The organism is Stenotrophomonas sp. YJH_SMC_57 (assembly GCF_059369755.1).
Window position 1 is genome coordinate 1 of record NZ_JCAFSZ010000024.1, and the last position, 13907, is coordinate 13907.

At 64.7% G+C, this 13907-nt stretch carries 13 protein-coding genes and 1 pseudogene; 10 read left to right on the plus strand and 4 right to left on the minus strand.

Going from position 1 to position 13907, the window contains the following annotated elements:
* The 4 genes and pseudogenes from AC5P7U_RS20475 to tssJ form a co-directional block, all read right to left on the minus strand.
* Positions 1–233 (minus strand): annotated as a pseudogene (locus AC5P7U_RS20475) (type VI secretion system tip protein VgrG); the annotation flags it as partial.
* Positions 234–243: 10 nt separating this feature from the next.
* Positions 244–1035, minus strand: coding sequence for a type IVB secretion system protein IcmH/DotU (icmH, locus tag AC5P7U_RS20480; RefSeq protein ID WP_414555923.1), 792 nt, complete (start codon positions 1033–1035; stop codon positions 244–246).
* A complete protein-coding gene (tssK, locus tag AC5P7U_RS20485; protein WP_197564844.1) occupies positions 1035–2369 on the minus strand; it encodes a type VI secretion system baseplate subunit TssK in 1335 nt (444 codons plus the stop codon). The genes icmH and tssK overlap by 1 nt, the downstream gene beginning before the upstream one ends.
* Positions 2370–2584: 215 nt before the next feature.
* Positions 2585–3208, minus strand: coding sequence for a type VI secretion system lipoprotein TssJ (tssJ, locus tag AC5P7U_RS20490; protein WP_308309011.1), 624 nt, complete (start codon positions 3206–3208; stop codon positions 2585–2587).
* Between the two features lie 238 nt (positions 3209–3446).
* On the opposite strand from tssJ, the gene AC5P7U_RS20495 reads away from it, so the two are divergent.
* From AC5P7U_RS20495 to AC5P7U_RS20540, 10 genes are all read left to right on the plus strand, one after another.
* A complete protein-coding gene (locus AC5P7U_RS20495; RefSeq protein ID WP_087944931.1) occupies positions 3447–4070 on the plus strand; it encodes a tetratricopeptide repeat protein in 624 nt (207 codons plus the stop codon).
* 30 nt (positions 4071–4100) lie between these two features.
* Complete coding sequence (gene tssB / locus AC5P7U_RS20500; protein WP_006465402.1) at positions 4101–4601, plus strand: type VI secretion system contractile sheath small subunit; 501 nt, start codon at positions 4101–4103, stop codon at positions 4599–4601.
* Positions 4602–4604: 3 nt separating this feature from the next.
* Positions 4605–6095, plus strand: a complete 1491-nt coding sequence (gene tssC, locus AC5P7U_RS20505) for a type VI secretion system contractile sheath large subunit (RefSeq protein ID WP_040007501.1) — start codon at positions 4605–4607, stop codon at positions 6093–6095.
* 145 nt (positions 6096–6240) lie between these two features.
* The gene (locus AC5P7U_RS20510) at positions 6241–6738 is read left to right on the plus strand and encodes an Hcp family type VI secretion system effector (protein ID WP_006465355.1); all 498 of its coding nucleotides are present in this window, start codon (positions 6241–6243) and stop codon (positions 6736–6738) included.
* A gap of 126 nt (positions 6739–6864) precedes the next feature.
* The gene (gene tssE, locus AC5P7U_RS20515; protein ID WP_006465264.1) at positions 6865–7353 is read left to right on the plus strand and encodes a type VI secretion system baseplate subunit TssE; all 489 of its coding nucleotides are present in this window, start codon (positions 6865–6867) and stop codon (positions 7351–7353) included.
* Complete coding sequence (gene tssF, locus AC5P7U_RS20520) at positions 7353–9188, plus strand: type VI secretion system baseplate subunit TssF (protein ID WP_008268648.1); 1836 nt, start codon at positions 7353–7355, stop codon at positions 9186–9188. The genes tssE and tssF overlap by 1 nt, the downstream gene beginning before the upstream one ends.
* On the plus strand, positions 9152–10243 hold the full coding sequence (gene tssG, locus AC5P7U_RS20525) for a type VI secretion system baseplate subunit TssG (protein WP_006465179.1): 1092 nt from the start codon (positions 9152–9154) through the stop codon (positions 10241–10243). The genes tssF and tssG overlap by 37 nt, the downstream gene beginning before the upstream one ends.
* Positions 10244–10309: 66 nt before the next feature.
* Positions 10310–13063 (plus strand): type VI secretion system ATPase TssH, encoded by a 2754-nt coding sequence (tssH, locus tag AC5P7U_RS20530; RefSeq protein WP_197564843.1) that lies wholly within the window; start codon positions 10310–10312, stop codon positions 13061–13063.
* A 23-nt stretch (positions 13064–13086) separates the two neighbouring features.
* Positions 13087–13437, plus strand: a complete 351-nt coding sequence (locus tag AC5P7U_RS20535) for a hypothetical protein (protein WP_006465048.1) — start codon at positions 13087–13089, stop codon at positions 13435–13437.
* Between the two features lie 119 nt (positions 13438–13556).
* On the plus strand, positions 13557–13907 hold a 351-nt coding region (locus AC5P7U_RS20540), incomplete at its 3' end, for a contractile injection system protein, VgrG/Pvc8 family (RefSeq protein WP_495221413.1).

Below are 13907 nucleotides of genomic sequence, written 5' to 3' on the forward strand. Positions count from 1 at the left end.
CCGTCGGCCTGGCGCAGCTGCAGGGTCAGCGGCTGCTCCAGCCAGGATTCCAGTTCCAGGAAGGCGTCGGTGGCCAGGCAGTCGATCTGCAGGCGGTTGTCGCCGCACACCGACTCGGTGCCTTCGAAGCGTTCGACGACCAGGCCTTCCTCGGGCCCCTTCAGCTGGATCAGGCGTTCGCGATGGGACAGCGAAGCAAGGGATGCGAGCAGTGCGGAGCTTGGGATGTCCATATCATCAGGCTCATGGCAGGGTGATCGTGATGTGGGCAGTGCGCTCGGGCATCTGCACCACGTCGTTGTAGGCCGCCAACTGCTGGCGCGTCTCATGGCCAAGATAGGTGCGCATGCCGAAGAAGGCGACGATGCCAAAACAGCCGACCACCAACGCCGGCAGCCACAACGGCACCACGCGGCGCAGGCTGTGGCGAACATTGTCCGGCGGCAGCGCGTGAGGTGCGAAACCGTGGCGCTTGCCCTTCAGGTAGACGATCTCATCGCCCAGGCGGGCGGTCAGGTAGCCCAGCTTCTCGGTGCCTTCCAGCCGGTACTTGCCTTCGAAGCCCATCAGCAGGCAGTAGTGGTAGACCTCCAGCGAGGGCAGGCGCGCGGCGCCCTGTCGGCGCAGCTCTTCCAGGCGGTCGAAGAAATGCTCGCCGGCCAGGTGCTCACCGAACAGGCGCAGCTGCAGCGGGTTGCGTTCCCAGGTCTCGTGCAACGGCGAGGGCTGTGACAGGATCGCCTCGTCCACGGCAGCACAGAATGCGTACTTGGCAGCGTAGACATCCTCGGACGCCACGCCCAGGCGCATCGCATTGCGCTCCACGCCATCGAGGAACTTCTGCACCGTCTGCACGAAGCTCTCCGCATCATGCGGCAGCTGCCCGCGCTTGAGCAGCAACAGGAGGTAGAAACCGTCGGACATCAGGTCCTGCAGGCTCTGTGGGTTGGCGGCCTGCGGCGTGGGATTGGCCATCGCGCCGTTGGCGGTCAGCGACGGCATCGGGCCCGGGGTCGGGGGCAGGGGGGAATTCATCATGAGGTCACCGCCACAAGTTCCATCTTCAGCTCGGCAATGCCGGCCGGCACGTAGATCATCACCGACTGCGCCTTGAGCATGCGCTCATACAGCGCGCCGCGCGCGTCCAGTTCGAAGTAGTGGCTGCCAGGGCGCACCGGAATCGCTGCCGGCACCTGTGCGGCATGGGCCAGCTTCACGCCCGGCAACGCAGACAGCACGCACTTCTCCACGTCATCCGGAGCGCCGACCTTGAACCGCACCGGCACGCTCTGGATCAGTTCCTGTGCCGGCAGCGACGCCGACACCGACAGGTAGAACGAGGCGTTGCCATCGATGCGCTGCGAGTCCAGCCGGCCCAGGTGGTAGGACGGCTTGATCTCGTTGAGCGCGATCTTGAAGTAGCGCGTGGAAATCACCGTATCCAGCAGTGCGCGCACGATCTCCAGCAGCTTGCGGAACGAGGCTTCCGGCTGATCGTGGCGATACACCGGCAGGTCGCCCAGCTGGTAGGCATTGGAGAAGGTGAGCAGTGCGCCGGCCATGCGCAGCAGTTCCTGGTGCAGGCGCTCGGGATGCAGCTGCGGATGATGCAGCAGATGCGCCAGCGCACTGAACGAACTGTTGATGGTGTGCAGCAGCCAGAACGAGGCGATATCGCCGGAGCGGAACTCGATGATGTTCTGCGAGGTCTGCCGATGCAGGCCATACAGTGCGTCCACCTTGGCCTGCAGCGCGTCGAGCACCGCGCGCAGTTCGCGGTGCAGGAACGGCGAGGCCTGCAGTTGCGCGCACGGCGGGATGAACTCGTCATCCAGCTCGAAGCCGCCGCTGGAGGTGCGCCGCACGCGTGCCACCGGTACGGTGGCGTAGGCATCGCGTGGCTGATCATCGGTCAGCAGCTTCACCGCCTTGCTGAGGAACGCCAGTTCGGCTTCCACCGCATCGGTGAACAGGTCCTGGGTGTCACGATTGGCCTGGCGGTAGCGGGCCAGCGCGGTGCCCTCGGCATCGGCGCAGTTGGCGCCATCATCGCGCAGCAGTGGCAATGCCAGGTAGACCACGGTGGACTGCACGCCCGGCGGCAGATCCTGCAGCGACACCGCATCGGGCAGGCTGTCATGGGCCGGCGCGTCGTAGGTCTCGCCATCGGGAAACACCGCCGAGAGGTCGAGCGGACGCAGCGTGCCGCCGGCAAGTGCATGTGGATCGAAACGCACCCGGCGCGCACCCCAGGCGTAGGGATGCAGCGTCTGCGAAAGGTCCTGCAGCCGCGCTTCGTGATAGGCGTCCTGACGCTGGAAATGCTGGGGGCGCAGGAACAGCCCTTCACCCCAGAGAACCTTCGACATCCTGCTTACATAAGCCACGTTCAATCCTTGGAAATAGCTCGAAAAAATCGCCCTGGTGGGCCGGTTCCATTATCGTCGCGCTCCGCTGCGACAAAACTCCCCATCCAGTAATGTGAAAGTGTGAGTCACTTCGCACATTCAGCGGGCCGGGGCAAACCTTGCACTGGCGATACTATCGCATCGACGAATTTGGGTGCCAGAATTCCGGCGCGATGCTATTTCGCGCCTGCACAACGGATTGATGCAAGACTGCCCGGATCTCCGGAGATGCGCGTCAACAAGGCTTTGCTGTCACTGGTCAGCGCACAGGCATGGACGCCGATGGTGACCCCGTCCTGTGGCAGGGTCTTGCCCTTGGTGTCGAATGCGAGCCGCCAGCGATTCTCGGCCGGGGCGCGGAACAGGGCGACCACGCCAAGCACTGCACTTCCTTCACTCAACTGCTCGGACAATTCCTGCCGGGCACCGGGGGTCAGTACGACTTCGTTGACCGACAGCAGGTCCGCACCCAGGGCCGCCTGCTCGCCGGCCTGGTCCAGGAAGGCGTTGAAGGGGGCCTGTTCGAAGCGCTGCAGGCTGCGCAGGTGGTAGATCTTGACCACCGCGGCAGTGGCCCGCTTGTCATTGCCGGCATTGAGGTTGCTGCCGGCATACAGGCGAAGCGGGACGGTCGGGGGCGCCTGGGGCTTTTCCTCACGGATGCCGACCGCCTGCAGGGTCTTGTCCATCGCTTTACCCAACTTGCTGTCGCTGGCGCAACCTGCCAGGGAACCGGACATAATCAGGGAGAAAATCGTGACGGAGATCACGCGGCGGAATCGGAAAGGTTGCGCATTCATGTGCAGTCGGCGGGCTCGGAGTGCGGGGTAAAAGGTGCGCGTATATGCGTTTTTGCTCGCGAATATCACATCGGGATGTGAAGAGTGTGTCTACCGGATTCGCCATATTCTTGACGAAATTCACTATACCGGCGCGTATTCGCGAATGTACACTGCCGCCGACAGGGGCAGGAATCCCGTGTGTTGTATCGGCGGAGATTCGGCTTCCTTTAGGAACTAATTTCGACGAGGGATCACTATGGAAGTGAAGGCAATGGGGAAGGCTGTGTACCGGCCGATGTTCGCGCTGATGATGTTCTCGGGCCTGGCGGCCTGCGCATCGGCACCGAAGAAGGCCGAGGTCGTGCCGTTCGAAACCACGCTGAGCAATGCGGAGGCGCAGGTCACCGCTGGCGGTGCCGATGCCGCGATCAGTGCGTTCGAAGTGGCGGCCAAGGCCGACCCGACGCGCAAGGAGCCGTGGGTGCGCATCGCACAGCTGCAGTTCGATCAGGGCCAGTACGCCCGCGCGATCGTCGCGGCGGAAGAGGTGCTTCAGCGCGATCCCAATGATCTGGTGGCCGATGGCGTGATCACCGTTGCCGGTTTCCGCGTTGCCAACCAGTCGCTCACCCGCCTGCAGGGGCGTGGTGCACTGGCGTCGGACACCGCACGCAAGGAAGCACAGACGCTGGCCACCACCCTGCGCAACACCATGGGTGATGCCATTCTCGATCCGACGCCCAAGCCCAAGCCGCGCAGCCGCGCCCGCGCAGGCCGTGCCGTCGCTCCGGCCGCCAACGCGCAGCCCGCCGCCACGCAGCCGGCCAAGCCCGCTGCCCGCTCGAACACCTCCGATCCGTTCCAGAACATCGGCAACTGATCCGGAACCGGCCCCAGTCAGGAGACACTCATGGCCAAGAAGGAAAGCATCCAGAAGCGGCTGCAGAAGATCCGCCCGCCGCGCGTCCAGCTCACCTACGATGTGGAGAAGGGTGACGCGATCGAGCAGAAGGAACTGCCGTTCGTGGTAGGCGTGATGGGCGATTTCAGTGGCAACCCGGAGCAGCCGCTGCCGAAGGTGAAGGATCGCAAGTTCGTCAACGTCGATCTGGACAACTTCGATGAAGTGATGGAAGGCATCGCGCCGCGCGCGGTGTATCGCGTGCCGAACAGGATCAGCGACGAAGGTGGCGAGTTCGGCGTCGAGCTGAAGTTCAATTCGATCGAGGATTTCCGCCCCGAATCGGTGGTGGAGCAGATCGAGCCGTTGCGCCGGTTGCTCGAGTCCCGTACCAAGCTGGCTGATCTTCGCAACAAGCTGGCTGGCAACGAGAAGCTGGAAGACCTGCTGACCGATGTGCTCAACAACACCGAGCAGCTGAAGAAGCTCGGCGTGACCAAGGAGGACTGACCCATGTCAGCTGAAGCCAGCCAGTTGGCCGCCCAGGCCGTCGAAACCGAAGAGGTGGGCCTGCTCGACCAGATCGTCGAGAAGAGCAAGGTCGCCAAGTCCAAGACCGAGCATGATCGCGCCAAGGACATCATCGCCGCCCTGGCGAAGGAAGTCCTCGACGGCACCGTCGTGGTCTCCGACAACCTCAACCTGACCCTTGACGCACGCATCGCCGAGATCGACCGGATCATTTCCGAGCAGCTCAGCGCGGTCATGCATGCCGAGCCGTTCCAGAAGCTGGAAGGCAGCTGGCGGGGCCTGCATTACCTGTGCCAGCAGACCTCCACTGGCCCGAACATGAAGATCAAGGTCTTCAATTCGCCGCAGAAGGACCTGGTCAAGGACTTCAAGTCGGCCATCGACTTCGACCAGAGCGCGCTGTTCAAGAAGGTCTACGAGGAGGAATTCGGCACGTTCGGCGGTGCACCGTTCGGCGCGCTGATCGGTGACTACTTCCTGGGCCGCCAGCCGGAGGACATGTACTTCATCGAGCAGATGTCGCACGTGGCCGCAGCGGCGCATGCGCCGTTCATTTCCGCAGCTGGCGAAGGCATGTTCGGCCTGGAAACGTTCACCGACCTGGGCAAGCCGCGTGACCTGGCCAAGGTGTTCGACACCGTCGAGTACGCCAAGTGGAAGTCGTTCCGCGAGAGCGAGGACAGCCGCTACGTGGGCCTGACCATGCCGCGCTTCCTCGGCCGCCTGCCGTACAACCCGAAGGACGGCACCACGGTCGAGGGGTTCAACTTCGTCGAAGAGATCGAAGCAGCCGATCACAGCAAGTTTCTGTGGTGCAACACCGCCTACGCGATGGGTGCGCGCCTGACCCAGGCGTTCGAGAGCTTCGGCTGGTGCGCGGCCATCCGCGGCGTGGAGGGCGGTGGCCTGGTCGAAGACCTGCCGACCCATACCTTCCGCACCGACGATGGCGAAGTGGCGCTGAAATGCCCGACCGAAGTGGCGATCACCGATCGTCGTGAAAAAGAGCTCAGTGACCTCGGCTTCATGCCGTTGGTGCACTGCAAGAATACCGACTACGCCGCGTTCTTCGGCGCTCAGTCGGCACAGAAGCCGAAGAAGTACAACACCGATTCGGCCAATGCCAATGCGATCCTGTCTGCACAGCTGCAGTACATCTTCGCGGTCTCGCGCATCGCCCATTACCTCAAGGCGATGATGCGCGAGAAGATCGGCAGCTTCGCTTCGGCGGGCAACGTCGAGGAATTCCTGAACCGTTGGATCGCCCAGTACGTACTGCTGGACGACAACGCGTCGCAGGAAGCCAAGGCGCAGTTCCCGCTGCGTGAAGCCTCTGTGCAGGTTTCGGAGGTGCCGGGCAAGCCCGGTGTCTACCGCGCGGTGGCCTTCATCAGGCCGCATTTCCAGCTCGATGAGCTGTCTGTTTCGTTGCGTCTGGTCGCCGAACTGCCGGCGTCCGCGAAAAAGTCGTAACGATTTGCTTCAACTAAGCGTCCAGGGGAGTCCGCTCCCCGGATTGCAGTGACGCTTATTTCAAGAGGGCGTAGCCCCCCTTAACCGCCAGGCCCGCGCTTGGCACATCAAATCTCACGGAAGAACGGAATTTAGGAGACCAGATATGCAGCACGCTTTCCTCTCGATTGACACCATCAAGGGCGAGTCGCACGACGACAAGCACAAGGACTGGATCGAAATCCAGTCGTTCTCGCAGGACCTGTTGCAGCCGCGTTCGGCCACCGCGTCGACCTCCGGCGGCACCACCGCAGCCCGCGTGAACCTGTCCCCGATCGAAATCACCAAGTCGATCGACCTCGCCTCCACGGCCCTCAACCAGGCCGCCTCCAACGGCACCACCTTCCCGAAGGCGCAGATCCAGTTCATGCGCGCCGACAAGGACGGCAACGCGATCAATTACTACACGGTCGAGCTGCTGAACGTGCTGGTCCACCGCGTCACCACCACGGTGGACAAGGAAGGCATGCCCCAGGAAGTTGTTCAGTTGAGCTTCGGCGCCATCAAGTGGACTTACCAGCAGCAGAAGCCGGAAGGCGGAGTTGGTGGCAAGACCGTCGCGCAGTGGAGTGCAACCAAGAACATCCCGAACTACACCGTGTGATGTTGTGTCGCTGCGATGGCGCCTCGTGCGCCATCGCAGTCTGATCGCCGGGCAAGGCCAGGAACGGCCTTGCCTTTGATGCACCGCTGCCGCCCGCACGGATGCCGAACCTGAGTGGATCGACCAATGAAGGGACTCGAACCCAGCCTGCTGGAAAAACTGTTCGACGACGCCCCCAAGCAGACGGGCGCCGGGCCGGTCTTCAAGTCCGTCTCGCTGGAGCAGTACAAGGAATCCATCGCCCGCGACCTGGAGGGGCTGTTGAACTCGCGCGCCGCGTTCCAGGAAGGCGACATGAAGGAATTCCCCAATTGCCGGCAATCGCTGCTGACCTACGGGTTGGCGGACTTCTCCGCGATGAGCCTGGCCAACGCCTACGATCGTGCTGCCATCTGCCGCTCGCTGGAGCAGGCCGTGGCGCGCCATGAGCGCCGCCTGCGCAACGTCAACGTCCATCTGGATGCGGGCAACCAGTTTGCCGGCGGGCTGCATTTCACCATCCATGCGCTGCTCGACCTGGAGCCTGCGCGCGAGCCGGTCAGCTTCGATGCGATGCTGCAACCCTCGACCCTGCAGTACCAGGTCACCCGCGCACGTCGCACGCAGGCCGCCTGATGCAGGATCTGCTGCCTTACTACGAACGCGAGCTGGGCTACCTCCGCCGTTACGGGCGCGAGTTCGCCGAGCGCTACCCGAAGATCGCCGGTCGCCTGCAGCTCTCCGCCGAGGGCAGCCAGGACCCGCATGTCGAGCGCCTGATCGAGGCCTTCGCGCTGCTCAGTGCACGCGTATCCAAGCGCATCGAGGATGACTATCCCGAGTTCACCGACGCACTGCTGGATGTGCTCTATCCGCACTATCTGCGGCCATTCCCCTCCTGCTCGATCGCCCATTTCGATACCGAAGGGGTGGCCTCCAAACTGAGCGCGCCGGTACGCGTGCCGCGTGGAACCGCCGTCCAGAGCCGTCCGGTCCGGGGCGTGCCCTGCGATTTCCGTACGGCCTACGATGTGGTGCTGGCGCCGGTCGGCGTGCAGCAGGTGGTGTATCGCAGCGTCGCCGATGCGCCCATGGCGACGACCCTGCCGGCCGGAACCGGTGGCCAGATCTCGATGGGCTTCCAGCTGCTGTCCGATCAGCTGGGTTTTCACCAGTTGGGTACCGATCGCCTGCGCCTGTTCCTCGATGGCGAGCCGTCGGTACGGGCTGCGCTGCGCGATGCCCTGATGCTTGGCGTGAAGGCGGCCTACGTCGAATCCGATGGCGACGGACGCTGGCGGCGCCTGGACAGCGTGCCGTTGAGCCCGGTCGGATTCGCCGACGATGAGGCCCTGATCGACTTTCCGGCGCGCTCGCACCCGGCCTATCGGCTGTTGACCGAACTGTTCGCGTATCCCGAGAAATTCGGCTTCGTCGACCTGCACCTGCCGTCGGTGACGGCGGGCGCCAGCCGACGATTCACCCTTCACCTGGTGCTGCACGCCCAGGGCCAGGACCGCGGTAACGCGATGGTCCTGGAGGAGCTCGGCGCGCACAACGTGCGACTTGGCTGCACGCCCATCGTCAATCTGTTCCGCACCAGCGGCGAGCCGATCCGTGTCACCCATCGTACGGTGAACTACCCGGTGCTGGCGGATGCACGCCGCGCGTTCGCCTATGAAGTGCATTCAATCGACTCGGTGCACCGCATCCGGCAGACGCCGCAGGGCGAGCTGATCCAGGCATTCCGGCCGTTCTATTCGCTGCATCATGGCGAAGACCCCGAGCGCACCGGCCAGTACTGGGTGGCGCGGCGGGACGAAGACATCGCGCGGCAGAGCCCGGGTTTCGAAACCGAGATCAGCTTTGTCGACCTGTCGTTCAATCCGGTACTGCCGCAGACCGATACGGTCAGCCTGGAGCTGACCTGCAGCAATCGCGACCTGCCCAACCAGCTGGCGTTCGGCGTGGCCGGGGGCGACCTGACCATCGAGGGCGGCAGCCCGGCCAAGGCGATCAGCCTGCTGCGCAAGCCGACCAAGCCGCTGCGATTCCGCCACGGCCGCAACGCACAGTGGCGCCTGATTTCGCACCTGTCGTTGAACCAGCTGTCGCTCACTGCCAGCGGGCTTCCGGCACTGAAGGAGATGCTGCGCCTGTATGACCTGTCCGGCAGCAATGTGTCGGCCCGCCAGATCGACGGCATCCTCGAGCTGCAGCAGACGCCGGTGACCACCTGGATGCACGGCCGCCAGTTCGCCTCGGTGGTGCGTGGCCTGGAAATCCGCTTGACCATCAATGAGGCCCATTTCGTGGGAACCGGCGTGGCCGCGTTCGCCCAGGTGATGGACCACTTCTTTGCACTCTACGTGCATGCCAACAGCTTTACCCGACTGGTGCTGGTATCCGGCGACAGCGGAGAGGAGATCGTCCGATGCCCAGCGCGCAGCGGCGAATCGATCCTGGCGTAGCCCAGCAGCTGCTGGCCGAACCACACCGCTTCGAGTTCTTCCAGGCGGTGCGCCTGCTTGAGCAGGTGTTCCAGCGCCAGGGCGTCAAGCCCGGCCAGGCGGTGCCGATGCGCGTGCGCTTCCGCAACTCGCTGTCGCTGGGGTTTCCGGCCACCGAGTTGTCGGCCGAGGGCGAGGTGTATTCGCTCAAGGGTGAGCGGCTGTTGGACCGCGAGGCCGTGGAACAGGCGCTGCATGGTGAGGAACTCGCCGAGGTCCACCTGACGCCGCAGTTCATGGGCTTGCTGGGGACGGCCGGTGCATTGCCCCTGCACTACACCGAAACCCTGCAGCTGCGCGAGCTCTACCAGCGCGACCGGACCGCACGGGCGTTCCTGGACATCTTCTCCACCCGTGCGGTGTCACTGCATTACGCCGCCTGGAAGAAACATCGCCTGGCGCTGCAGTACGAGCTGGATCGCCGTGAGCGCTTCCTGCCGCTGGTGCTGTCGTTGCTGGGCATGGGCATGAGCGAGCTGCGCGACCGCCTGCACGAGGGCGACGGCGAGATCTTTGACCAGGCGGTGGCCTATTACGCCGGCGCGGTGCGGCAACGACCGGTCTCGGCGGCGCTGATGCAGCGCGTGCTGTCGGACTATTTCCAGGTGCCGCTGCACCTGGAGCAGTTCGTGGGCGCGTGGTACCGGGTGCCGCCGGGGCAGGCGACCCGCCTGGGCCAGGCCAATGCGGTGCTCGGTGCCAGCGCGCTGGCCGGAGACCGGGTGTGGCAGCGCGACCTTCGCCTTCGCCTGCGTATCGGGCCGCTGCGCCGCGACCAGTTCGATGCGTTCCTGCCGGGTGGCAGTGCCGCCGAAGCCCTGTCCAAATGGCTGTCGCTGCTGACCGGCGGCATTCTTGAGTATGAAGTTCGCCTGGTGCTGCGGGCCGAGGATGTGCAGGGCAGCGCACTCGGTAGCGCAGGGAGCGTCCGCCTGGGCTGGGACAGCTACCTGTGCACCCGGCCGCAGGATACCTCGCGTGAGGACACCACCTATGGCATCCACACATTGCAATGACACTGCGCCGATGGCGTCCGCGCCATCGGCCCCCGAACGGTTCCAGCATGGAGTGCGCGTTTCCGCATGAGCATCAACCTCAAGACCCTGATCAGCAAACTGGACGACACCTGCCGGCAGGCCGCCGAACGGGCGGCGAACCTGTGCATGGCACGCGGCAACTACGAGGTGGACCTGGAACACCTGTTCCTGGCCCTGCTGGAACAGCCGCAGAGCGATTTCGTGTTGATCGCACGGCGCAGCGGCATCCTGCCCGAGTCGCTGGAACGCGATCTCAACGATGAGATCAGCCAGTTCAAGACCGGCAACAGCCGCACTCCGGTGTTCTCCCAGCACATTCCCAAGCTGTTCGAGCATGCCTGGCTGATTGCCTCGCTGGATTCGGAAACCACCCGCATCCGCAGCGGTCATCTGCTGCTGGCGCTGTTGACCGAGCCGGACCTCTCGCAGCTGGCATATCGCGGTTCCAAGCTGTTCGTGCGCTTCAAGCGCGACGAGCTCAAGCACGACTTCGCCAAGCTCACCGAGGGCTCGCAGGAAGCGGTGCAGACCGTGCGTTTCGCCGACGCCTCGGCGTCGGGCGAGGGCGATCAGGAGCAGGGCGTGGTGCCGGGTGAGGCCAAGGGCGGCCTGTCGAAGACGCCGGCGCTGGACCAGTTCACCACCAACCTGACCCAGCGGGCGCGTGACGGCAAGATCGACCCGGTGATCGGCCGCGACGGCGAGATCCGCCAGGTGATCGACATCCTGATGCGTCGTCGCCAGAACAACCCGATCCTCACTGGCGAAGCCGGCGTCGGCAAGACCGCGGTGGTCGAGGGCTTGGCCCGCCGCATCGCCGACAAGGACGTTCCCGATGTGCTGCAGGGCGTGGAGCTGCACACCCTGGACATGGGGCTGCTGCAGGCCGGCGCCAGCGTCAAGGGCGAATTCGAGAATCGCCTGAAGAACGTGATCGACGAGGTCAAGAAGAGCCCGCATCCGATCATCCTGTTCATCGACGAAGCGCACACGATGATCGGTGCCGGCGGTACCGCCGGCCAGAACGATGCAGCCAACCTGCTGAAGCCGGCACTGGCTCGCGGCGAGCTGCGCACCATCGCGGCCACCACCTGGGGCGAGTACAAGAAGTACTTCGAGAAGGACGCCGCGCTGGCGCGCCGCTTCCAGGTGGTGAAGGTCGAGGAACCGAGCGAGGCGCTGGCTGCGGCGATGCTGCGTGGCATGGTCGGGCTGATGGAGGCGCACTTCAACATCCGCGTGCTGGATGAGGCGGTGACCGAAGCAGTGCGCCTGTCGCACCGCTACATCAGCGGCCGCCAGCTGCCGGACAAGGCAGTCAGCGTGCTCGACACCGCGTGTGCGAAGGTCGCGCTGGGGCAGAGCGCCACTCCGGCGATCATCGAAGACACCCGCAAGCATCTCGACCGGCTGCAGGCGGAGATTTCCGCACTTCAGCGCGAGACGGCCGGTGGCAGCGACCAGCATGGCGAACGCCTGGCCGAGCTGCATGCACAACAGGCCGAAGCGCAGGCCGTGCTGGCCAGCAACGAAGAGCGCCTCGGCCGCGAACGTGACCTGGCCGGCCGCATCGCCGTACTGCGCCAGCAGATGGAGCAGGGCGAGGCTGCATCGGGCGATCCCGAGCCGTCCAACGACGACAACGAAGGCGATGTTGCCGTGGCCAAGCCGGCTGCCAAGCGCGGCAAGGCCAAGGCCGAACTCTCGCCGCAGCACGCCGAGCTGGCGCGGTTGCAGGCAGAACTGCGTGAGCTGCAGGGCGAAACCCCGATGGTGCCGTTGCAGGTCGACGGCACCGTGGTGGCCGAAATCGTTTCGGCCTGGACCGGCGTGCCGCTGGGTCGCATGGTCAAGGACGAAATCCGCACCGTGCGTACGCTCGGCAATCTGTTGGTCGAGCGCGTCATCGGCCAGGACCATGCACTGGATGCGATCGCCCAGCGCGTGCGCACCGCGACCGCCAAGCTGGAAGACCCGAACAAGCCGCGCGGCGTGTTCATGTTCGTCGGCCCGTCCGGCGTCGGCAAGACCGAGACCGCGCTGGCCCTGGCCGACATCCTGTATGGCGGCGAGCGCAAGCTGGTCACCATCAACATGAGCGAGTACCAGGAAGCGCACAGCGTGTCCGGCCTGAAGGGCTCGCCGCCGGGCTACGTGGGTTACGGCGAAGGCGGCGTGCTGACCGAAGCCGTGCGCCGCAACCCGTACAGCGTGGTGCTGCTGGATGAAGTCGAGAAGGCCCATCCGGACGTGCTGGAAATGTTCTTCCAGGTGTTCGACAAGGGCATGATGGATGATGCCGAAGGCCGTGAGATCGACTTCCGCAACACGCTGATCATCCTTACCTCCAACATCGGTTCCTCGCAGATCATGCAGGCCTGCCTGAACAAGCCGGCCGAAGAGATCCCGGGCGCGGAGGCATTGTCCGACGCGCTGCGCCCGGTACTGATGCGCACCTTCAAGCCGGCCTTCCTCGGTCGCCTGAAGGTGGTGCCGTATTACCCCATCAACGATGACGTGCTGGCGCAGATCATCACGCTCAAGCTCGGCCGCATCCGCGACCGCGTCATCGCCAATCATAAGGCCACCTTCAGCTGGGACGACAGCCTGGTGGAGGCCGTGCTTGCACGTTGCACCGAAGTGGACTCGGGTGCGCGCAACGTTGACCACATCCTCAATGGAACCCTGCTGCCGGAAATCGCCGAGAGCGTGCTGGCGGCAATGGCCGAAGGAAACCGGATCAACGCCATCAAGGTCACCGCCGGCAAGAAGGGTGACTTCAAATACAAAGTGTCATGACACTGAGCAGAAGGAGAACGCTGATGGAATTCTATGGATTTGACCGCGAAGCGGCCCTCAACCACTGCGACAGCCTGGAACTGGGGTTGGGCCGTGAACTGGACCGCGTGCGTGCCTGGAACCGGCTGCGCCCGGAGCACGTGATCGAGCTGCTGGACACCGCCGTGCCCGCCGCCCGCCAGGATGCCCGCAACGTCGCCGCGCAGATCAGCCGCGGTTCGTGGCGCATCCACATGGATGCCCCGGTGGTCGGCAAGCCGCAGCTGGTGAGCAACGTACGCGAACTGCAGATCACCGCCGGCGGCCGCGATTACCGCCTGAAGATCAGCGAGGGCGTGCGCCTGCAGCTGGAAGAGATCGTCCAGGCTGCCTGATGGCCGTGCGTGCCTGCGCCCCGGTCGGGACGCAGGCCGCGCGGGCGCGGGAAGCGGAGTACACCGATGCGCATGCCGCATGCAGACCACCTTGAGGCACGGGAAGTAGGGGAAGCACCATGGATCTGGTAAACAACCTGCGGGCCGCGCTGGCTGGCCCTTCGCACGCCCAGCGCTTCCTGCGGCTGCACACGTCGCTGGGGAGCGATGTGCTGGTGGCCGAAACCCTCGATGGCGTCGAGCAGATCGACGGCATCGGCTTCCAGTGGACGATCACCGCACTGTCGCTGGATGCCGGCCTGCAGCTGGCGCCGCTGATCGGGCAGGGTGCGCTGCTGCAGCTGCAGCAGGCCGATGGCAGCCTGCGCCCGTTGCACGGTCGCATCACCGCCGCCGAGCGGCTGGGCAGCAATGGCGGCCTGGCGCGCTATCGGCTGCGCCTGCAGCCGTGGCTGGCGTTCCTGTCGCAG

Excerpts from the sequence above, each read along its gene's own strand:
- tssF (WP_008268648.1), top strand. The coding sequence starts at position 7,353 with ATGCAGGATCTGCTGCCTTACTACGAACGCGAGCTGGGCTACCTCCGC.
- icmH (WP_414555923.1), bottom strand. The coding sequence starts at position 1,035 with ATGAATTCCCCCCTGCCCCCGACCCCGGGCCCGATGCCGTCGCTGACC.
- tssE (WP_006465264.1), top strand. The coding sequence starts at position 6,865 with ATGAAGGGACTCGAACCCAGCCTGCTGGAAAAACTGTTCGACGACGCC.
- tssH (WP_197564843.1), top strand. The coding sequence starts at position 10,310 with ATGAGCATCAACCTCAAGACCCTGATCAGCAAACTGGACGACACCTGC.
- tssG (WP_006465179.1), top strand. The coding sequence starts at position 9,152 with ATGCCCAGCGCGCAGCGGCGAATCGATCCTGGCGTAGCCCAGCAGCTG.
- tssJ (WP_308309011.1), bottom strand. The coding sequence starts at position 3,208 with ATGAATGCGCAACCTTTCCGATTCCGCCGCGTGATCTCCGTCACGATT.
- tssK (WP_197564844.1), bottom strand. The coding sequence starts at position 2,369 with ATGTCGAAGGTTCTCTGGGGTGAAGGGCTGTTCCTGCGCCCCCAGCAT.
- tssC (WP_040007501.1), top strand. The coding sequence starts at position 4,605 with ATGTCAGCTGAAGCCAGCCAGTTGGCCGCCCAGGCCGTCGAAACCGAA.
- AC5P7U_RS20495 (WP_087944931.1), top strand. The coding sequence starts at position 3,447 with ATGGAAGTGAAGGCAATGGGGAAGGCTGTGTACCGGCCGATGTTCGCG.
- tssB (WP_006465402.1), top strand. The coding sequence starts at position 4,101 with ATGGCCAAGAAGGAAAGCATCCAGAAGCGGCTGCAGAAGATCCGCCCG.
- AC5P7U_RS20535 (WP_006465048.1), top strand. The coding sequence starts at position 13,087 with ATGGAATTCTATGGATTTGACCGCGAAGCGGCCCTCAACCACTGCGAC.
- AC5P7U_RS20510 (WP_006465355.1), top strand. The coding sequence starts at position 6,241 with ATGCAGCACGCTTTCCTCTCGATTGACACCATCAAGGGCGAGTCGCAC.